The sequence below is a fragment of the Oscillospiraceae bacterium MB24-C1 genome (genome assembly GCA_030913685.1).
Taxonomy (GTDB): Bacteria; Bacillota; Clostridia; order Oscillospirales; family Ruminococcaceae; genus Yanshouia.
This window is the reverse complement of the sequence record CP133187.1, coordinates 818,877-840,497: the sequence shown is the minus strand read 5'-3', so window position 1 is coordinate 840,497 and position 21,621 is coordinate 818,877. Positions and strand designations below refer to the sequence as shown.

The window sequence follows — 21,621 nt, the reverse complement described above, 5'->3', positions numbered from 1 at the left end:
GGTGGTTACATTAAATTGGTCAACCATATGTATATTGTTAAACGCGAGAAAAATGGTAAAAATAAAAACAATGCTTTATTTTTCACTTTACACGGATTTAACATAAAGCTACTTTTAGACTTTACTTTATTTTTTTAAGATAAAGACAATCAAGAAAAAGAAAGAATAAATGATTATAAGGAGTTTATTTAAAATGAAAAAACTACTATCTACCGCTTTAATTTTAGCTATGGTATTGGCCGCATTGGCTGGCTGTGGCGCTTCGTCCTCCGCGGTGTCGTCTTCCGCCCCAGCATCTGAACCCGGATTTGACACCACCAAAAACATCGCCGTAATCTCCCGAGAAGAGGGTTCCGGCACACGTGGCGCTTTTATTGAGCTGATTGGCATTGAGCAAAAGAACGCAGAGGGTAAAAAGATCGACAACACCACCGAGGAAGCCTCCATCACCAACAGCACTTCGGTCATGATGACCAGCGTTGCAGGCAACCCCTACGGTATTGGTTATATCTCGCTCGGTTCGCTTAACGAAACTGTTAAGGCACTCAAAATTGATGGCGCTGAAGCGACTGCAGAAAACATCAAGACCGGCACTTACAAAGTAGCACGCCCCTTCAACATTGTGACCAAGGGTGATGTCAGCGAAGTAGCGCAGGACTTCATGGGTTTTATCCTAAGCGCCGACGGTCAGGCGGTTGTTGAGAAAAGTGGCTACATCAGCGAAGACGCTGCCGGCTATACCAGCAAAAAACCTTCCGGAAAGGTTGTTGTTGCAGGATCTTCCTCGGTAACACCGGTTATGGAAAAGCTTAAAGAAGCGTATGCTTCCGTAAACCCCAACGCCACCATTGAAGTACAGCAGAGCGACTCCACCACCGGTGTCAACTCGGCACTTGAAGGCATCTGCGATATCGGCATGGCTTCACGTGAACTCAAGGACAGCGAGATTGAAAAGGGCGCTCAGCCCACTGTTATCGCTATCGACGGCATTGCAGTGGTTGTCAATAACAAAAACACTGTCAACGATCTGAGCACAGAGCAGGTACTCGCCATCTACACTGGAGAGGCCACCAAGTGGAATGAAGTAGCCTAACTTATAAGTACAGCCGTAAAGACGCGGGTAAGCCGCGTCTTGCGGCATTGACGCTATTATCGCTAAAAAGAGTGAGATGGATTTTATGGTCGTAAGGCCTTTTGAGAGGAAGGATTTTGTGAAGCTTAAAGAGCAGGTTATGAAGCTGGTGTTTTTACTGGCCGCCTGTAACTCGATTGCCGCCGTGGCACTCATCTGTGTATTCCTATTTACAAACGGTGTACCTGCTATGGTTGAAATCGGCTTTTTTAACTTTATACTAGGGCAGAAATGGAAGCCAAGCAACGAAATTTTCGGCATTTTGCCAATGATAGCGGGCAGCATCTGGGTCACGTTGGGCGCAATGGTAATCGGGGTCCCGACCGGAATTTTTACGGCCGTGTTTCTTGCACGGTTTTCACCCAAATGGCTTTATAGGCTGCTCAAACCTGCCATCGACCTATTGGCAGGCATCCCGTCGGTCATCTACGGCTTTTTTGGCCTTGTGGTATTGGTACCAATGATCCGCAATATATTTGAGGATTCTGGCACGACAGGCGACACGATGCTGACGGCAATATTGATGTTAGGCATGATGATCCTGCCCACGGTAATCAACGTCTCGGAAGCGGCGATCAGGGCGGTACCGGAGAGTTATTACGAAGGCGCGCTGGCGCTGGGCGCCACAAAAGAGCGTAGTGTATTTTTTGCAGTGCTGCCAGCGGCAAAATCCGGCCTGTTGGCGGCGGCAATTCTCGGTGTGGGTCGCGCCATCGGCGAGACCATGGCAGTCATGATGATTGCGGGCAATCAGGCGCGAATGCCAGCCGGGCTGCTCAAGGGCATTCGCACTCTGACTTCCAACATCGTATTAGAAATTGGGTACGCAGCCGATCTGCACCGTGAAGCGCTGGTGGCCACCGGCGTGGTGCTGTTCGTTTTTATTCTGATCATTAATCTCTTATTCTCGCTGGTCACTCGGAGGGAGAAGTCATGAAAACGCCAAAAATCGCCACTTCAATCGATCCGCTTTCCGTCGTGCTGCGCGGGTTTGTCTGGCTTGCCACAGCAACAACTGGATTGGTTTTTCTCTCCGTTGTGGGGTATGTGCTGATCAAGGGTCTGCCGCATCTCACGCCATCGCTGTTTTCCTTTACCTATAATAGTGAAAACGTCTCTTTGTTCCCCGCGCTAATAAATACTTTCAGTATCACAGCGCTGTCGCTGCTTGTGGCGGTGCCGCTTGGGGTCTTCTCGGCGGTCTACACCGTGGAATATGCACGTCGTGGCAACAAGTTGGTTAAAATTGTACGCATGACGTCCGAGACGCTTTCGGGTATTCCTTCCATTGTCTATGGGTTGTTCGGTTTTCTGTTCTTTGTATCAGCGCTAGGATGGAGCTATTCGATGCTAGCGGGCGTCTTTACACTGGCCATCATGATTCTGCCGCTGATTATGCGCACCACTGAGGAGGCGCTTCAATCGGTACCCGACTCTTTTAGAGAGGGCAGCTTTGGCCTTGGCGCGGGCAGGTTGCGCACGGTGTTTAAGATTGTGCTGCCGGCGGCACAACCGGGCATCCTAGCGGGCGTCATTCTCGCGGTGGGCAGAATTGTCGGTGAGACAGCCGCGCTAATTTATACATCCGGTACGGTGGCAAAGATACCGGGATCGCTGATGGAATCGGGCCGAACCCTCTCGGTGCATATGTATGCGCTGGCAAGCGAGGGGCTTTATATCGACCAGGCCTATGCGACGGCGGTAGTACTGCTAATTATTGTGACCGGAATTAACGCGCTGTCGTTCTATTTGGCGCGCAGACTGACACGAGAGAGGTGAACGCAGATGGAGAATAAATTTACAGTAGAAGCACTCGATCTTTATTACGGAGATTTTAAGGCGCTTAAAAGCGTCTCGCTTGGCGTAGCGCCGGGAGAAATCACAGCGTTTATAGGTCCTTCTGGTTGCGGAAAATCCACACTGTTAAAAACGCTTAACCGTATGAATGATTTGGTGGAGGGCTGCCGTATTGAGGGCAAGGTACTGCTCGACGGAGAGGATATTTACGGCAGTATGGATGTAAACTTGCTGAGAAAACGTGTGGGCATGGTTTTTCAAAAACCGAACCCATTCCCGATGAGCGTTTACGATAACATTGCTTTTGGCCCCAGAACCCACGGCGTTAAAAACCGTTATAAGCTCGATGAAATTGTTGAAAAATCGCTGCGCGATGCTGCCATCTGGGATGAGCTTAAGGATAGGCTAAAAAAAAGTGCATTAGGACTATCTGGTGGCCAACAGCAACGACTGTGTATTGCGCGTGCGCTGGCGGTGAACCCCGAGGTGCTGCTTATGGATGAGCCGACCTCGGCGCTTGACCCGATTTCCACGCTTAAAATTGAGGAACTTGCCGCAGAACTTAAAAAGAATTATACTATTGTTATCGTCACCCACAACATGCAGCAAGCGGTCAGAATATCGGATAAAACGGCCTTTTTCCTGCTTGGCGAGGTTGTGGAGTTCGACAGCACCGACAACATATTTTCCATGCCCAAGGATAAGCGAACCGAAGATTACATCACAGGGAGGTTTGGATAATGAGAAGCCGATTCGACGACCAGCTGGAACTGTTAAACCGAGAGCTGACCCACATGGGGGCGCTGTGCGAAAATGCAATTGCCAGTGCGGCAAAAGCTCTTTTTGAAGGCAAGGATGGTCAGGCACTGGCACTCAAAGCAATAGAAACCGACAGCCGCATCGACCAAAAGGAACGCGAGATTGAATCGCTCTGCTTAAAGCTGTTGCTGCATCAGCAGCCGGTGGCAAAAGATTTGCGCCAGATTTCTTCCGCACTCAAAATGATTACCGACATGGAGCGCATCGGTGATCAGGCGTCAGACATTGCCGAAATTGTACGCACCGGCGGCGTCAGCGCCGTCGCAGAGGATGATAAGCTGCCGGTGGCCAAGATGGCGCGCGCCGCCATCGAGATGGTGACCGACAGCATCGAAGCATTTGTCCAAATGGATATTGCACTGGCAGAGTCGGTGATAACGGCCGATGATGTGGTGGACGACTATTTTGTTCAGATTAAGAAAGCGCTGATTACGCTGATCTCAGAGCAATATGCGCAAGGTGAATGGGCGCTGGATCTTTTGATGATTGTGAAATATCTTGAGCGCATCGGTGACCACGCCACCAATATTGCCGAATGGGTTGTTTTTTCCATCACCGGTGAACACCCAAAGGACAAGGAGGAGGCCAATGATTTACTGCGTTGAAGACGACGACAGCATTCGCGAGCTCGTGGTATATACGCTGCGTTCCGGTGGCTTTGAGGCCAAAGGATTTTCAGACGGTAACCAGCTTGACGAAGCGCTACGGCAGCAAATGCCTGCGTTACTCCTGCTGGATGTCATGCTGCCGGGCGAGGATGGTGTGAGTATTCTGCGCCGGATACGCGCTTCAGCCCGGCTGCGGCGGCTTCCGGTCATTCTGGCCACTGCCAAGGGCGCAGAATACGATAAGGTAATCGGGCTTGATTCGGGCGCGGACGATTATATTGCCAAGCCGTTTGGCATGATGGAGCTACTCTCACGGGTCAAGGCGGTGCTGCGGCGCTGCGTGCCCGAGGGCGAAGCCCAAAGTCTGACGGCGGGAGAGATCCACATGCAACCCGACAGGCATATGGTGACGGTTTCTGGGCAGGAGATTATGCTGACGCTCAAGGAATTTGAACTGCTACGGCTGTTGATGAGCAGCCCGGGACGCGTGTTTACACGGGATATGCTGATTGAAACGCTGTGGGGCTATGATTTTGATGGAGAGACCCGCACGGTGGACGTTCATGTGCGCACCCTGCGCCAAAAGCTGGGCAGCGCCGCCGGCATCATTGAAACGGTGCGTGGTGTCGGTTACCGACTGGGAGAAGGGGTATGACAAAACGCATTTTTTCCGCGATCTGTGCCATGGTTATTCTGACCACAGTGCTGACGGCGGGTCTGGTTTCGGCGCTACTCTACGATCGGCATCTGTCTGAAATTAAGCAAACTATCCAGGCCGAAACAGAATATATTGCCTCATATATATCGGGTAGGAACGTTTCAGAAGATGAACTTGAACTTCTTTCGTCTATTACGCAAGGGCGTGTGACTTGGATTGCACCGGATGGTACGGTGCTATTTGACAGTGCCAGCCGACCTGAGATGATGGAGAATCACGCCGACCGTCAGGAAGTTATTTCGGCGCTGCAAAATGGTTCGGGCGAGGACACCCGACATTCTGCGACGCTCGGCGGCTTGACCAGCTATTATTTTGCGCGTCAGATGGCGGATGGCACGGTACTGCGCGTCGCATATAGCACCCAGAGCTTATACAGCACCATGTCCTCTACTTTGCTTACGCTGGTGGTAGTGACTTTCGTTGTACTATTGATATCTGTGCTACTGTCCCGCCGCATTACAAAAGGCATCGTCGAGCCGATCAACCGACTGGATTTATCCGATCCGTTGGCCTGCGACAGTTATGAGGAACTCTATCCGCTGCTCTCACGCATCAACAGCCAGAACATGCAGATTAAAAGGCAGATGGCCGATCTTAAAAAGATGCAGAGTGAGTTTTCCGCCATTATCCAGAACATGCGCGAGGGGCTGGTGTTGCTTTCAAATGACGGCAGCATTCTGTCCATTAACCCCAGCGCCGCGCGGCTGCTTGACATCCCGCACGACAATTGCGTCGGCAAATATTTGTTGAATTTTGAGCGTAGCGAGGAGATGCGTACCGCCATTGAGCAGCTCGCACAAAAAAAGAGCGCCGAATTTATCGTTACCAAAGGGGGGCGCAGTTACCGCATGCTGGCAAACCCCGTTGTGACAGGTGGCAGCCTGATGCTGATGATGGATGTGACCGAACAACTAGCGGCGGAACAGCTGCGGCGAGAGTTTTCGGCCAATGTCTCGCATGAGCTTAAAACGCCACTTCAGTCGATTCTGGGCTATGCCGAAATTATGAAAAGCGGTCTCGCTAAACCGGCAGACTTCCCACGGTTTATCGAGCGCATCTACCGCGAGGCGCAGCGCCTGATTGCATTGGTGGAGGATATCATAGCCATTTCGCATCTTGACGAGGGCAAAGATATGCCCACCGAGCGGGTTGAGCTGCTGTCGGTCGCGCGCGAATCAGCAGATAGATTGCAGCAGGCGGCAGACGATGTCGGTGTCAGCCTGAGTATTGATGGGCAGCCCGCCGAGATTAACGGTGTACGCAGGTTGATCTCTGAAATGATTTGCAACTTGCTTGACAATGCAATTAAATATAATCACAAGGGCGGAAAGGCGTCCGTTTCAGTTGCTCGCGCACAGAATGGCAGCACACTGCTCACCGTAATGGACACCGGATGCGGCATTCCCGAAGCGCATCAGAGTCGTGTCTTTGAGCGTTTTTATCGTGTAGACAAAAGTCACTCAAAAGAAACTGGTGGCACCGGGCTAGGATTGTCGATTGTAAAGCATGCGGCGGCGCAACACAACGCCAAGATCATGTTAAAGAGCAAGGAAAACGAGGGGACGACCATCACTGTTCAGTTCCCGGATGATTCTAAGACAAATTGAAATATTAATCACCGACTTAACTGGGCTAAATAAATAAGTAAGGGCGCGTCAGTCTTCTAATCGGAGATTGAAGCGCCCTGCTTTTTCTAATGTGTAGCTATGTTTTTGTAGTGACACGATTTTGACTTCTAAACTATCTAGGGGTGACGCGCCGTTAACTTAGGAGGGAGAACCGCAGCCGCTACGTAAAGAGGCTCTGTGTCCGGAGGATGGTTATTTCTGTTGCTGCTGTGGCGATTCACGCTTTTGCTTTTTTTCTTCCTTTCTGCGTGTGCGGTCCTCTTTATCAAACATCAGATAGAAGGTGGGGATAAGCACCAGCGTAAGCACCGTCGACAAGGTCAGACCACCGATGACGACAACCGACATACCCTGCATCATTTCAACCTTACCGCCGATACCCAGTGCCATGGGCAAAAGACCCATAACGGTGGTCAGAGTAGACATTAGGATTGGTCGCATGCGGGTACGGCACGAAAAGACGATGGCCTCGCGCACCTCCATGCCCTGTATGCGCATGATGTTTGTAAAATCAATAAGTACAATGGCGTTGTTGACTACAATACCCACCAGCATAACCAGGCCAATCAAAGAGGTCATGCTGATAGAGCTTCCGGTGATAGACAGGCCAAAAAATGCGCCTGTCAGTGAAAAGGGAATGGCGATCATAACCACAAGCGCGAATGTCAGCGACTCAAACTGGATAGCCATGACCGCAAAAACGAGGAATATTGCGGTCAGTAGTGCATAGCCGATGTTGGTAAACTCATCCTTCATCATGTCCATATTGCCGCCGGCTTGCAGTGTTACGCCGTCTGGCAGACTCAAATCTTGCATGATGGCGACGGCCTGATTGGTCATGGCAGTGACATCTGCGCCGCTAATTGGTGTACCTGAGATGGTGACGATGTAATCGCCGTCCTCGCGCGAGATAGAGGTGGGTCCCTCCTCATAGACAACCTGCGCAATATCGGTCAGTGAGATCTGTCCGCCTGAAGGTGTGTCGATCATCAGGCCGTATAAATCGCTGATGTTCTTATAGCGTCCGGAAGGGAATTCAACTTTAACGTCGTAGGTGGTGTCACCGTCCTGATACGTCATAGCGTTCACGCCGGAAATTTTACTGGAAGCGGCGGTGAGTACCGAATAAGGCGTCATGCCAACCGCGCTGGCCAAGATGGGGTCAACCTCAATCTTAGCGCGTGGGTCGCCGTCCGAGACACTACTGCTGGTTGTGGTGATGCCATCCATCAGAGCCAGACGTTCTTTAACTGCCGTGGAGGCGGTTTTAAGTACATTGTAATCAGCGCCGATAAGGTTGACCTCAACATCGGTGCTGCTGTTAAAAGACATGGCGCTTTCAGCGGTGGTGGTGATGCTGCAGTTTTGAATATGCGCTGTTTTTTCACGAATTTGATTAACAAAATCATCGGTGGAAGTACTGCGATTATCTTTGAGCGAAATCGAGATCGAGCCGCTGCCTGAAGAGCTGCCAAACATGCCCCCGCCCCCACCGCCAGCACTCAGTGAATAGGACTCGACGTCGGGTTCCTGCTTGATGATGTTTTCGATCTCGGTCATGATACTGTTGGTAACTTCAAGACTTAGGCCGGATTTTGTTTCAACCGACAGGCTGACGTCACCGCGGTCCATCATAGGCATCATTTCCATTTTAATCCGGCTGAACATCAGTCCCGCGGCAACAAGGCAAACCACCGCGACGAGTACGACGATCTTTCGGGCATTGATCGCCTTTCTAAGCAGACTGGTGTAATACTTATCGATGAATTTGAGCATCCGGTTGGAGGCGGATTCCATTTTTTCTTTTGGTTTCATTTTCATGAAAAGAAGCGGAACCAGTGTCAGTGCGCTAATGAGGGATGCTGTAATTGAAAACACGATGGTAAAACCGGTATCACTAAAAAGCTGACCCGCCATTCCGTCCATCAACGAAATGGGCAAAAAAACGACAACGGTGGTGGCGGTTGAGGCGATAACCGAGCCAGCGACAAGATTTGCACCGGTTGCAACGCTCTCTTTAAAGGTGCGTTCTTCGGTTCGGGCTCTAAAGCAGCTTTCAATGACGACGATGGAGTTATCTACCATCATGCCAATGCCCACAACAAGGCCGCCTAGCGACATCATGTTGATCGTTATGTCAAAGGCCGACATCAACACGAGCGCCGCCAAGACCGAAACAGGCATAGACAATCCAACGATGAGCGAGGCGCGCCATTCACCAAAGAAGAAAAATAGAACCAAAACAGAAATAATAAGACCCATCATTAAAGATGAAACCACACTGTTAATGTTGTTCATAATGGTTTCACCACTGTTTGAGCTGATTTTAATATTCAGGCCGAGGCTGCCGTTTGCGTTGAACTCATTTACCAAGGTGGATATTTGATTGCAAAGCTGAATGGTGTTGGCGCTTTGCTCTTTAGTGACCGAAATGCTGATGTTCTCGTAACCATTCTGCCGGCTGTAAGAAGAACGTTCCTGTTCAGCCATGTACACGTCGGCGATATCAGAAATATGCAAGATGTCACCGGATTTTAACGAGATCGGAATAGATGCCAACGCCTGATAAGTGTCGTATTTTGCGCTGCCAACCATGCTCAATTCAACCTCGCCGCGATTCGCGGTACCCATGGTTACCTCAAACTCTGCAGCGGCAATCGCTCTCGAAACATCACTCATGGTCAAGCCGTACTGATTTAGACGGTCCTCCATCAACTCGATGCTGATATATTTGTTTCGACCGCCGCGCACGCTGACCTCGCCGACGCCTTCAATTTTTTCAATCTCCGGAACGATATTATCTTCAATGTAATCGGTAATGCTGCTGGTGTCGCCGTCGGAGGTGATTGACAGACGCATGACGGAGTTGTTCATGTTGGCGGTGCTCATCTTAATGACGATGGGTTCGCCTGCGTCATCGGGCAAATTGATTCTTGACAGTGCCGATGTGACGTCCTGATATTTGTCGTCCATGTCGTCATTGTAAGAAAACTCCAGCATAACGCGCGAGCTCCCCTCGCTAGAGGTTGAGGACATGCTCTTAACGCCGCTGACGGCAGAGAGCGAACTTTCGATCCGTTCGGTTATCGCCTGGTCCACCTCGTCGGGCGAAGCACCGCTGTAACGCGTCATGACAATCATCATCGGCATATCCATCTCAGGTGTCGATTCGATAGGCATACCCAAGATAGAGCCGATGCCAAACAAGAAAAGCGCAAGGATGCAAACGAGCATGCAAACTGGGCGCTTGACAGCAAAATTCGGGAGAGAAAACATGTGCTAGCCCTCCTTCTTTGCGGGGGCTGGGCCAGGTTGTGCGGTATACTGCGGCGCGGGATCGGGCGATGCCTCGCCACTGTCAAGCTGCTTGTTTGACACCTCGACGCCGTCTTTAAGCCTAGGGTGCCAGGTGGTGATGATGGCATTGTCTGCAGTTATCCCCGAAGTGACCGATACCTTGTCGACGGTAGTCATGCCAACGGTGATATTTACACGTTTTGCGGTGCCGTTATCGTATATGTAAAGATAAGGCTGGTTACCCTCGTAGTAGATGTTATCAATTGAAACGGTGAGGGCATCCTTTTCCTGGGCCGTAATTGCCATAACCTTTACCACGGCGCCCGAGCGGGTGACACCGATATTCTCGGTGAATTGCGCCTTGGACGCGTAAAGGCCGGTAGCGGAATCTGCTTCGGGAGAAAGCTCAATGACTTCGGCTTGATATTCATTGCCATTAGAGGTGACAACCACAGATGCACCGATCGTCATAACCGATGCGCCACCTTCTGAGAGATTAAAATTGACGGTGGGCAACCCCTCCTGCGAAATGATATAACTGCTGGTCTGGGAGGAGATCACGTTATAATCGCTGATATTCTTGCTGGCTATAACACCCGAGACCGGCGCGTATACCTTGTGATTTTGAACGGTCTTCTGCGCATCTTGAAATGTCAGCTCTGCCTGTGATCGGGTGATTTCACGCGCGGTGGCATCTTCGCCGGTGGTCATGCTTTTATATATGTCATATTTGTCCAGTGCGGTTAAATAATCGTCGTAAGCGGTTTCAAATCGGGTAATCAATGCTTTATAATTGGTATAGCTGGCATAGTCGTCGAGCATTTCGTTATAATCTTGCATAGCCTTGTTGTAGGCTTCCCAGTTCTCGGCCGATTCATCGTCGTCATATGCTTCCTCGGCTTTTTTAAGATTTTTGCGATAGCGTTTAAAACTGACAAGGTCAAAATCGTCACCGGTGGCGACCTCTAAATTATCTCGTGCTGTTTCATAAGCATTCTGTGCAGCTGTAATCGCATTTTGGTAGCTTAGCTCAGTCAACGCGTTTGTAGAGCCAGATTCCTCCGAAGCGATATTGGCCAGTGTTTTTTGATAGGCCAGCTCGGCTTTTTTAAGCGCCGTCTGCGCGTCGGCGTCGTCTAGTTCAAACAGAAGATCGCCCTTTTTAACCGTATCACCAGCATTAAAATAGGTCTTAGTAACAGTTCCGCCCACCTCGGGGTAAACCTTGACGCTTTGCGCTGCCGCCAATTTGCCGGCGAATTCGGTTTGGCGTTCCAGCGTTTCAGTTCTGGGGTAGGTGACCTGAACCGAAATTACACTGCTTTTAGCCCCTGCGGGGCGACCGCCCTGTGCCATTGCCGGTGTGCTGTTACCGCAGCCGGAAACACTTGCGGCTAAGGCCGTGGCAAGCGTCAGCAGTGTGATCCACCTGCACGTCTTCAAGAAATTCAAGCCCATGTTTTCAACTCCTAAGCGTTATATTACAATTCAGAATTTTAACACGGCTTTATCAACTGAAGTTAAACTCTACCAAAAAGCTATTGAAAATTGAGACGAGAAAGAAAAGTTTACAATGAGTTCATGTGAAAATGCTATTGTTTTTTAGAAAAGATACCCTGACATCTCATATAAAGCAAAGACTTGTTAGTAGAGTCGTACGGGGATGTTTTGCACGATAAGTGTAGACAAGTGCTTGTATTTTGTGTGCGCCCTCAATTAAAAATAAAGGCGTGGTATTAGTAAGGGGGAAGGGCAAATGTTTCATATTTTAGTTGTGGAAGACGAACCGAAGCTGCGTCAGCTTTTATGCACGGTATTGATAAAAAACGGATATCGTGTCACAGGTGCAGCGGATGGCAGTGAGGCGCTGGAGGCTTTGGAACGTGAGTATGTCGATCTGATGATCTGCGATATTCTGATGCCCAACATGGACGGCTGCGAACTGACTCGGTCGCTGCGCGAGGCTGGATATACACTACCGGTGTTGATGGTGACAGCCTGCGATACTTTTTTTGACAAGCAGCGTGGATTTTTGGCGGGTACTGACGATTATATGGTTAAGCCGATAGATGTCAATGAAATGCTGTTGCGAGTAAGAGCGCTGTTGCGGCGTGCCAAAATTATCAGTGAACGAAAGATCATCTGCGGAAGCCTGACACTGGACTATGATGCGCTGACGGTCAGCGGTGGGGAAATTAACGAACTGTTGCCGCAAAAGGAGTTCTATTTATTGTATAAGCTGTTGGCTTATGCCGGTAAGATTTTTACCCGGCAGCAGCTGATGGACGAAATATGGGGCATGGATTCATCCACCGACGCCCGCACGGTTGATGTACATATTAACCGTCTACGTGAGCGGTTCAAGGATAACGGTAACTTTGAAATTATCACGGTACGCGGGCTAGGCTATAAGGCGGTAAAACACAATGAAGATTAAAGCAAACATTACACTATGGGGCAGCTTTGTCATTTCAGTTTTTTTAATCATGAGCTTTTCGGCTTTTGTCACCACCGGCGCTTTTGTTATGATGAATAAGCGCGGGTGGATTACGATGGCGAGACCAAATCCGTTTGTGCCGCTAATCAGCTTTTTGTTCACCGCTGTGATGGTTGGAACCATGGTTTCGGTACTGGTTGGCCACAAGATTACACAACCGATCAAGCGATTGAGCGAAGCGCTCAAAGAAATTGCCCGCGGCAATTTTAACGTGCGTATGTCAACAGCAAAATGGCTGCCTGAGGGGCGTGAAATGATGCGCAATTTTAATGTGATGGCTCAAGAATTGAGCAGCATAGAGACATTGAGAAATGATTTTGTCGTCAACGTCTCACACGAGTTTAAAACACCGATTGCCGCTATAGAGGGTTACGCCACCCTGCTGCAAAACGTCAGTCTCACCGATGCGGATCGGGAGGAATATAGCCGGCTGATTATTGAGAGCACACAGAAACTATCGATGCTCACCAGTAATATTCTCAGGCTTTCAAAGCTTGAGAATCAGGAAATCGTCCCTAGCAAACTGCATTTTTCGCTGGATGAACAATTGCGACAAGCGCTGCTTTTGCTGGAGGGACAGTGGGCAAAAAAGGCTATCGAGCTGGACATTGAGTTGATGCCCGTAGTGTTCTACGGCAGTGAAGAGCTGTTACAACAGGTTTGGCTGAATATTTTGGGCAATGCTATTAAGTTTACTCCGCACTATGGTACCGTTTCAGTGCGGCTATTTGAACGAGCGGAGCAGGTAACGGTCACAGTATCTGATACCGGCATCGGAATTTCTCCAGAGATTCATCCTCATATTTTTGAAAAATTCTATCAGGGCGACCACACCCGGGCTGTAGAGGGGAATGGTCTGGGGCTGGCGTTGGCTAAGCGCATTGTCACGTTATGCGGTGGAGACATTTTAGTTAGAAGTGATATAGGGGAGGGCGCATGCTTTACGGTAACGCTGCCCAACCATAAACAATAATCTACTTACGAAGGAGAGCGAAGTTATGAAACAGCCGGTTATTACCATCAGCCGCGAGTTTGGCAGCGGCGGCAGGCAGATAGGCGAAGAGATTGCCAAGGCGTTGGGGCTGACTTTCTACGACAAGACACTTATTGATATGGTGGCGCAGAAAAGCGGCTATTCACTGGACTTCGTCACCGAAAACGATCAGCGCATCACACAGAGTATGCTGTTTCAAATGGCGATAAGCGGCAGTGTACCTCCTTGGCTTAATGGTGGCAAAGCGATCACCAATCGCGATACGCTGTTCTCGGCCCAGAGTAAGGTGATTCGTGAACTGGCGTCGCAGGGTGGTTGTGTTATTGTGGGACGCTGCGCCAATTATGTTTTGCGCGATGTGCCTGAGCAACTCTCAGTTTTTATTAGCGGTCAGTTGAATGATAAGATCAAGCGATGCACAGCTGAATATGGTATCCATCCCGACGCTGCCGAGGCCGAGATGCGCGAGCGCGACCGAGACCGCGCCAATTACTATTCCCATTATACCGGCGAAGTTTGGGGCGAGGCTAAAAACTATGATCTCGCCGTCAACAGTAGCAAATTTGGGATTGAAGATGCAACGCAGTTTATTCTGATGGTGGCTAAAAAGCTATAATACCTCTATATTTCCTTGCCGCAAAGCGCTATAATGGATTACAGTAGAAGGCAAAATAAAAAGGAAGCGCCCGACGCGCTTCTTTTTTACTTATTTTATATAATTGATTTAAAACTTTGGAGGGGCCGCTATGAAAAGGTCTGCCAGATACGCCCTGCTCGATGCACTGAGGGGCTTTTCGCTGTTAAGTATGATAGCATATCATGCCACCTATGATCTTGTCGCCATATATGGCGTTCGTCTGCCATGGTATTTTGACACGCCGGGCTATCTCTGGCAGCAATCGATCTGTTGGGGTTTTATTTTGCTTTCAGGCATCAGCTGGCATTTTGGTCGAAGTCCGCTTAAAAAGGGACTTGTCATTTCGACGTGCGGTCTGCTTATAACGCTGACGACTGCCATTTTTATGCCATCTCAGCTGATCATTATGGGCATATTAAGCTTTATTGGCGCGGCCACTTTGCTGATGATTCCGGTGAGCCGCCTGACTAAAAACGTTGACCCGCGCCTTGCTGCAGCTATCAGTGCGGTGCTGTTTTTTCTGTTTCGGAATGTCAGCCGCGGGTCGCTTGGTTTTGAGCGCTTAATTTTAATGCAAATACCGGAACGGCTTTATACCCTTCCGGGTGGGTTTGTTTTGGGCTTTCCGCCCGCAGGTTTTTATTCCAGCGATTATTTTGCGCTTATACCGTGGTTTTTCCTATTTTCATTCGGCCATTTTCTGTGGCGCTTCATAAAACCCAACAGCTCTGTGCAGGCTGCACTACGCTTTGACCTGCCGCCGTTGAGCATACTTGGGCGTAAGAGTCTTATAATATATTTGTTGCATCAGCCGTTGATTATGCTGGTTTTGATGCTTGTTATGCGCTGGCTATAATCCAAAGACCGATTTTTGGCATGTTAAAAATTACTGGTTTAATACGAGCTGCAATTTGATTCCGGCATTGATTTAGCAGGGGGTTTGAGCTATAATCAAATATATGTCTTTTTTTGCAATAAACACGCGGCCTGATAGCCCGATTGGAGATTTAGTACATGATGAAGATTGTAGTTGTTGGTGACGGCAAGGTGGGACATACCCTGACCAGGATTCTATCTGGTGAGGGGCACGACGTTACCATTATCGATAGTAACCTTGACACGCTGCAGGATACACAAGAGAGCCTTGATGTTGCTGTTGTTGAAGGCAATGGCGCCCTTGTTGATGTGCAGATTGCTGCTGGTGTACAACATAGTGACCTTTTAATTGCGGCGACCTCCGGTGATGAAATCAATCTGTTTTGCTGCTTTGTAGCCAGAAAGCTTGGTTGCAAAAACACGGTGGCGCGGGTGCGTAACCCTGAATATGACCAGCAGTTAGGTTTCTTAAAAGATGATTTGGGTCTGTCTTTTTCAATTAACCCTGAGAAAGCGGCGGCCAAAGAGATATTCAGCCTGTTGCAGTTTCCGTCGTTTTTAAAGCGCGACTCCTTTGCCAAAGGCTTGGTGGAACTGGTTGAGATGCGCTTAAAACCGGACAACATTCTGGTGGGGCGCAGACTGGATAACATGTCTGACATCTGGAATATGAACGCATTGATTTGCGCCGTTGAACGTGACAACGAGGTCTATATCCCGTCCGGCAGTTTCTGCCTGCAGGCCGAGGATAAGATCACTGTTGCGGCTGAAACGGCGCAGCTTGTTGAATTGATTAATGCCTTAAAGATTGGCCATAAAAAAATACGTCAAGTTATGATTATAGGCGGTAGTCGAATTGCGGCCTATCTGGCGGCCGGACTCATCAAAGCCAATGTTAACGTGCGAATTATCGAGGAAAAGAAAGAGCGCTGCAAAGAACTTTCAGAGCAGCTGCCCAAGGCACTGATTATTAACGGGAACGGTGCAGAAGAAAACGTTTTGTATGCCGAGGGTATCCGCGAAATGGATGCCGTGGTGACACTGACCGGGATTGACGAAGAGAATCTGGTCATTTCCATGCTTGCTAACCATATCGGCGTACACAAGACCATTACCAAGATGAATCGACTGGAGTTTATCGAGTCATTTTCAAATATTGGCATCGATACCATCGTTCGACCCAAGCTGCTGACCGCCAACGAAATAGTCCGTTATGTGCGTGCGGTTGGAGCGACCGAGAGCGGCAGCGTCGATACGCTCTACCGCATTGCGGATGGCAGGGCGGAGGCGCTTGGCTTTACCGTACCGGAAAAGGCCGGTTATCTGGGCGTTTCTCTTGCGGAACTGCAACTCAAGCCCAACACGCTGATCACCAGCATTATTCGTGCCAATCACGTGATCATACCCAACGGCACCACCTGCATCGAGGCGGGGGATAACATTGTTGTGGTTATGCGGGCTCAGCCTGTAGCGGTTTCGAGCCTGAATGATATTTTTGCTGTGCAATATGGGAACATGGCAAATGATATAAAGTGAGGACTTAACTGATGAATTTGCGCGCTATAACCATCTACATAGGGCATATTTTGAAGCTTGAGGGCCTTTTTATGATCCCTGCGCTGGCGATAGCACTGGGCTACGGCGAAAAGCCCGCTATCCATGCGTTTGTTTTAACGATATCACTGCTGTTGATTTTGGGTTTTATTATGACCCGAGTTTCGGTTAACATTAAAAGCATTTACGCCCGAGAAGGGTTTATTACCGTTGCGCTCGGCTGGATTGCTATATCTTTTTTTGGTGCTTTGCCGTTTTTTATCAGTGGCGCCATCCCTAATTTTATGGACTGCTGGTTTGAGACGGTATCGGGCTTTACTACGACGGGTGCCAGCATCCTTAACGATATTGAGTCATTGCCCAAAGGTATTTTATACTGGCGAAGCTTTACAAACTGGCTGGGCGGCATGGGCGTGCTGGTGTTTATGTTGGCGGTGGTACCTCACAGCCAAGGCAGCGGCCAAACACTGCACCTGTTTCGTGCCGAAAGTCCCGGCCCGACGGTAGGGAAGCTTTCTCCCACCATCCGTGTTACCACGCGCATTCTTTACGGCATTTATATTGCTTTGACCATTATTGAAATCGTTTTGCTACTGGCAGGGGGCCTGCCTTTATTCGATGCGTTGACGCACGCCTTTGCCACAGCCGGAACCGGTGGCTTTTCGATTATGAATAGCAGTATCGCTGCCTATGATAGCGCATATATCCAAGCGGTTATCGGCATTTTTATGGTGCTGTTCGGGGTGAACTTCAATATTTTCTATCTGCTGCTTATAGGTAAAGTGGGTCTCGCATTTAAAAACGAGGAGTTACGCGCCTATTTGGGAATAATAGCCTTAGCGGTAATTGTTATCGCTGTTAATATACGTTCGATGTATACCGGATTTGGCAAGGCTTTTCTGGATTCATTTTTTCAGGTTTCCTCCATCATGACAACCACCGGTTTTGCTACGGCGGACTTCAACCTTTGGCCACAGCTTTCCCGTTATATTCTGGTTGGTCTTATGATCATCGGTGCGTCGGCGGGTTCGACCGGCGGTGGCATTAAGGTGATGCGATTGCTGATTATGGGCAAGTCGGCCAAAAGCGAGATTCTGACGCTGGCACATCCTCGTGCCGTTCGTCCGCCACGAATGGATGGCAAAAAAATTGAGGAAGGCGTTGTGCGGGGTACCTATGCGTTTATGACGGTGTACGGCATTATCTGTGTGGTGTCGATGGGTATCATAGCACTGGACAATTTTAGCATGGAGACTACCTTTACATCGGTTATAGCCTGCCTTAATAATATCGGCCCGGGCTTGGATGTTGTTGGCCCGGTGGGCAATTACTCGAGGTTGTCGATGCTTTCAAAGGCGGTGCTGACCCTTAATATGCTCTTCGGGAGACTAGAGATTTTTCCGATGATTATGCTTTTTTCAAAAGAGAGCTGGAAGCATTAATACTTTGGATTTAAGCAGCGCTTATTTTGAGGAGCACTCATCTTAAAAACCTGTATGTAAAGCAAAAATGTTCGGTTTGCAGCGAGAAACAGCGTCAGAGGGCCGGGAACCCCTGCTTTCCCGATGGATCAGTCAGGTAGTAAAGATTACGATTTTTAAGGCGGGTCGGTTCATAATATCAACGCCTTTCTTATCATTGTTTTTTATCTAATTTAAAAGTTGTATTTGGTAAAATTCCAAATAGACTATATAACAATCTAAAAATAGACTTCGGCGGGTGTGTCAATGCAATTTATTAGCAAGTATCGGGAGAATAGGCTCTTTTACAAAATATTAATCATTTTGATGTCCATGTCGCTCTTAATGTTTGCGGTGGTCTATTATTTTGTATATGGATATCTCTATCAGATATTTCAGCAGCGCTCGGTTGAGATTCAAAGACAGATTCTTAGCACAGCTAGCACACAGATTGACCATAGCCTCAATGAGATCAACTCAGCAATGGAGCAGATTCTCTACAATGAGGATGTTATATCCCTGATGCTGCTCCCGGATGACGCCGATTACCTTAAACGTTCGGCGGTTGCGAAGGTGTTGGAAAATTTCGAGAGAACCAATGGGATGGTCGCTTCGGCACATCTTGTAGTCAACAGTCAGGGCGCAGTATACAGCTCAAACGGCAGTGTATATAACCTTTCTAACTTCGTTTACAGCTCATTTTTGCAGCGCGACGGCGAAAAGTCGGTTCATCTGAAAGAAGAGGGGATGCGCGGCTTGACATTGGTTACAATCAATGGTCAGGCAGCGCTGTTTCGGCAGTTTCCCACACCTGAAAATAACGGCGGCATTTTGATTATGTTGGATATGTACGAGCTTTTCTCGCCCATCATCCAGTTTGACCCCGATACCGTACAGGTTGTTTCATCGGATTATTATCCGCTTTTCCCGCTTTTTGAGGAGGATGAACGACCCGTCATTTTTCAGCCGTTCACGCTCTCTGTCACATCGCCAATAACCTCTTGGAGCTACCGCTTTACAGGCCCGATTAAAGCTGAAGGCTTTGGCGTGGGTAGAGCAATCATTATGACGGCTCCACTTGCGATTGTTTTTATTTTAATGAGCATTTTTTTGGCGACCAATGTCACCTATCATATTTATCGCCCCATTAGTCGCTTGTTCCAGATGGTTATGAACAGCGACGTTTCTCCCGGATCAATGAAAGGACAGGACGAGCTTTCGGTGGTTCAAACCGCTTATACCAACGCCATGCAACAGCGCAACGCGTTGTCAGAGCAGCTGGCCAGCATTGCGCCGACTATCCGTGAAAAGCTCTATAAAAACCTTTTGTTCGGGCGCGAAATGGATGAGCTATATATCCACGAAACATTGTCCTCTGCCAACTGCCCGTTTGACTATGACGATTTGTACATGGTCATGGCGCTGTCCGCCACCACGTTGCAGGGGGAGGACTGCTCTGAAATTGAGATTAATTTGATCTATCAGGCGCTTGAAAACGTAATTCCTTCGCTGATGGACAATCTCCGGTTTGACTGGGTGGTCACCGATAACAACCATTTTATCTTTATTGTTGGTTTTGATCCTGAAATGTCTGTTGTTACAGTCAAAAATATGGTGCTCGGGCTTGAAAAAGAAATTTTAAACCGTATTAAGGAAACTGGCTTCAGGCTTTTTGCTGGACTTTCAAAGCCGACGCTTGGCATTTCGAATCTCTTTTACTGCTACGAGTTGGCCGAGAAGGACTTGAACTACCAGCGTTACCAGTATTTTGAGGATAACGTTTCAGCCGAAAGTGAGTGGTCGGAGCGTTTTGGCGATCAGGAGCAGCAGACCGAAATCATTGATTTGGTACTTGATGGTAACCGTCGATTAGCTGATGCCGCCTTGGAGAATTTTATCCGCCTGGCGAAGTCTGAATCGACCGAAACTGCTGCGCTTAAACTGCGTTTTGACCGCATGCTTGACGCCATGACCGAGCGTCTGGTGGCATTTCGCGCCACCGATCAGGAAATGGAGGCATTCGAGTCGTATTATGCGCTCAAATCGCCTTATAACGAGGACGTGCTGAGCGAAACATTTTTGGTTACAGCGCAGACAGCCCTGACCACACTGGGCATCTACGGCCAAAAAAGCAAGAACCGCTATATCCGTCAGGCAAAGGAATATATTTCACAACATTGCTCAGACAGTGATTTATCCCTGTCTAAAGTAGCGGCTTATATCGGTATTAACCCAAACTATTTAAGTCGGCTATTCTATTCGAGTGGGGAAGAGAATTTTATTGATACCTTAAATCTCTACCGCATCGAAAATGCCAAGCTACTTTTGCGACAGACTGGTATTCCAATAAAGGAAATCGGTTTTAAAACTGGATTTAATTCAATGCAAAGCTTTAACCGTGTTTTTAAAAAGTTTGCGGGCACGACGCCCAGCCAATACCGCAAGGAAAAGGAGAGGGAGTCATGAGACGCATGTCCACAGTATTGCTGACTTTTTTGGTGTTGCTTTGTGGTTGCATGACGGCGTCAGACCTATCTTCTCTTGAACCGCAAATCCAAGAGGTTTCGCAGCCGCCGGTCCAAGAAAAGCAGGCGACATATGAGTTTTCTGTGGCCTTTACCGGAAACAGTTATTCAAAAAAGATCTATCAGGCCGCCGCAAACATTCAAAAACGTACTGACGGCGATATGAAACTGGTCATCTTTTCTGATGGGCAGATGGGTACCGATGCTGAGATTATACGTGCGGTGCAAAATGGAACGTTGAGCATTGCGGCAACCAACACGTCCATTTTTCAACCGCTGGTGCCGGAAGCGGCCGTTATCAACATCCCTGCTTGCTATAAGCAGTATGTGCAGCCCTACATTTCTTACGACGGAGAATTTTACGAACAATTTAACAAGTGTTTTAACAAGGCGGGCTTTGAACTGATGGTGCAGGAGTCAAGCGGATACCGCCTTTTGACCAGTGCGTCCTCAATCACCTCGCTTGAGCAGCTCAAGGGGCTGCGAATCCGGACGCTGGATAATCGTTTCCATGTAAGGCTTTGGGAGCTGCTTGATGCAGAGCCCTATCAGAACATCGAGTGGAGTGAGCTATACTATGCCTTACAGGAGGGGGTGGTCGAGGCGCAGGACAATCCCCTGGAAATCATTCGGATGGGCAGATTACAAGATATTCATCCTTATGCCCTCAATGGACCGTTCTTTGTTACCTACAATTCTTTGGCAATGAACAAAAAAGCTTACGATTCGCTGCCCGCTGACTACCAGAAAATCCTCAAAGAGGAGCTGTATACGGCAATGGCAGAGAATATAACCCGAATGCGCAAAAATCCGATCGAAGTATATGGGCTGACCATCAACAGTTTATCACAAGACGATCAGGAGTTGCTAAAAACACTACTGCTGCCAATGCTTAATGAGATTGAGAGGGAAGTCGGCACGGATTTGACACAGGCACTAATCGTCGAAAATCAATTAAAAAGATAATCGGTCACAAATATAATTTAAAAATAATCCAAATAAACGAACTTATTTTGCTCGTGAGACAATAAGTTCGTTTACTTTTTTGGCATAAAAGTGGTATGATAATGATAGTTCCT

At 48.6% G+C, this 21,621-nt stretch carries 17 protein-coding genes; 15 read left to right on the top strand and 2 right to left on the bottom strand.

Annotated elements, in window-relative coordinates; translation table 11 throughout:
• Window positions 1-193: 193 nt before the first annotated feature.
• The 7 genes from RBH76_04155 to RBH76_04125 all read left to right on the top strand — a co-directional run bounded on the left by RBH76_04155 (window position 194) and on the right by RBH76_04125 (window position 6,681).
• Window positions 194-1,093, top strand: coding sequence for a substrate-binding domain-containing protein (locus tag RBH76_04155; protein WMJ84630.1), 900 nt, complete (start codon window positions 194-196; stop codon window positions 1,091-1,093).
• A gap of 85 nt (window positions 1,094-1,178) precedes the next feature.
• Window positions 1,179-2,069, top strand: coding sequence for a phosphate ABC transporter permease subunit PstC (gene pstC / locus RBH76_04150; GenBank protein WMJ84629.1), 891 nt, complete (start codon window positions 1,179-1,181; stop codon window positions 2,067-2,069).
• Window positions 2,066-2,911, top strand: a complete 846-nt coding sequence (pstA, locus tag RBH76_04145; protein WMJ84628.1) for a phosphate ABC transporter permease PstA — start codon at window positions 2,066-2,068, stop codon at window positions 2,909-2,911. The genes pstC and pstA overlap by 4 nt, the downstream gene beginning before the upstream one ends.
• A 6-nt stretch (window positions 2,912-2,917) precedes the next feature.
• Window positions 2,918-3,670, top strand: coding sequence for a phosphate ABC transporter ATP-binding protein PstB (gene pstB, locus RBH76_04140; protein ID WMJ84627.1), 753 nt, complete (start codon window positions 2,918-2,920; stop codon window positions 3,668-3,670).
• Complete coding sequence (gene phoU / locus RBH76_04135) at window positions 3,670-4,353, top strand: phosphate signaling complex protein PhoU (GenBank protein ID WMJ84626.1); 684 nt, start codon at window positions 3,670-3,672, stop codon at window positions 4,351-4,353. Before pstB ends, phoU begins: the two co-directional genes overlap by 1 nt.
• Window positions 4,337-5,011, top strand: a complete 675-nt coding sequence (locus RBH76_04130) for a response regulator transcription factor (GenBank protein WMJ84625.1) — start codon at window positions 4,337-4,339, stop codon at window positions 5,009-5,011. Before phoU ends, RBH76_04130 begins: the two co-directional genes overlap by 17 nt.
• On the top strand, window positions 5,008-6,681 hold the full coding sequence (locus RBH76_04125) for an ATP-binding protein (protein WMJ84624.1): 1,674 nt from the start codon (window positions 5,008-5,010) through the stop codon (window positions 6,679-6,681). Before RBH76_04130 ends, RBH76_04125 begins: the two co-directional genes overlap by 4 nt.
• 213 nt (window positions 6,682-6,894) lie before the next feature.
• On the opposite strand, the gene RBH76_04120 is transcribed toward RBH76_04125, so the two are convergent.
• Window positions 6,895-9,978 carry an efflux RND transporter permease subunit gene (locus tag RBH76_04120; protein ID WMJ84623.1) on the bottom strand — a complete coding sequence of 1,028 codons (3,084 nt, stop codon included), beginning with the start codon at window positions 9,976-9,978 and terminating at the stop codon, window positions 6,895-6,897.
• Window positions 9,979-9,981: 3 nt separating this feature from the next.
• Window positions 9,982-11,457 carry an efflux RND transporter periplasmic adaptor subunit gene (locus RBH76_04115; GenBank protein ID WMJ84622.1) on the bottom strand — a complete coding sequence of 492 codons (1,476 nt, stop codon included), beginning with the start codon at window positions 11,455-11,457 and terminating at the stop codon, window positions 9,982-9,984.
• A gap of 298 nt (window positions 11,458-11,755) precedes the next feature.
• Here RBH76_04115 and RBH76_04110 point away from each other — a divergent pair, with 298 nt between their 5' ends.
• The 8 genes from RBH76_04110 (at window position 11,756) to RBH76_04075 (ending at window position 21,508) form a co-directional block, all read left to right on the top strand.
• Complete coding sequence (locus RBH76_04110; protein WMJ84621.1) at window positions 11,756-12,436, top strand: response regulator transcription factor; 681 nt, start codon at window positions 11,756-11,758, stop codon at window positions 12,434-12,436.
• Window positions 12,426-13,469, top strand: a complete 1,044-nt coding sequence (locus tag RBH76_04105; GenBank protein ID WMJ84620.1) for a HAMP domain-containing sensor histidine kinase — start codon at window positions 12,426-12,428, stop codon at window positions 13,467-13,469. Before RBH76_04110 ends, RBH76_04105 begins: the two co-directional genes overlap by 11 nt.
• Window positions 13,470-13,494: 25 nt before the next feature.
• The gene (locus RBH76_04100) at window positions 13,495-14,106 is read left to right on the top strand and encodes a cytidylate kinase-like family protein (GenBank protein ID WMJ84619.1); all 612 of its coding nucleotides are present in this window, start codon (window positions 13,495-13,497) and stop codon (window positions 14,104-14,106) included.
• A gap of 130 nt (window positions 14,107-14,236) precedes the next feature.
• Entirely contained in the window at window positions 14,237-14,983 is a 747-nt protein-coding gene (locus RBH76_04095; protein ID WMJ84618.1) for a heparan-alpha-glucosaminide N-acetyltransferase, read from the top strand.
• Window positions 14,984-15,141: 158 nt separating this feature from the next.
• Window positions 15,142-16,539, top strand: coding sequence for a Trk system potassium transporter TrkA (gene trkA / locus RBH76_04090; protein WMJ84617.1), 1,398 nt, complete (start codon window positions 15,142-15,144; stop codon window positions 16,537-16,539).
• An 11-nt stretch (window positions 16,540-16,550) separates the two neighbouring features.
• Window positions 16,551-17,999 (top strand): TrkH family potassium uptake protein, encoded by a 1,449-nt coding sequence (locus RBH76_04085; protein WMJ84616.1) that lies wholly within the window; start codon window positions 16,551-16,553, stop codon window positions 17,997-17,999.
• Between the two features lie 285 nt (window positions 18,000-18,284).
• Window positions 18,285-20,483, top strand: coding sequence for an AraC family transcriptional regulator (locus RBH76_04080; protein ID WMJ84615.1), 2,199 nt, complete (start codon window positions 18,285-18,287; stop codon window positions 20,481-20,483).
• Window positions 20,480-21,508: a TRAP transporter substrate-binding protein gene (locus RBH76_04075; protein ID WMJ84614.1), complete on the top strand. Its 1,029-nt coding sequence runs from the start codon at window positions 20,480-20,482 to the stop codon at window positions 21,506-21,508. The genes RBH76_04080 and RBH76_04075 overlap by 4 nt, the downstream gene beginning before the upstream one ends.
• Window positions 21,509-21,621: the final 113 nt, after the last annotated feature.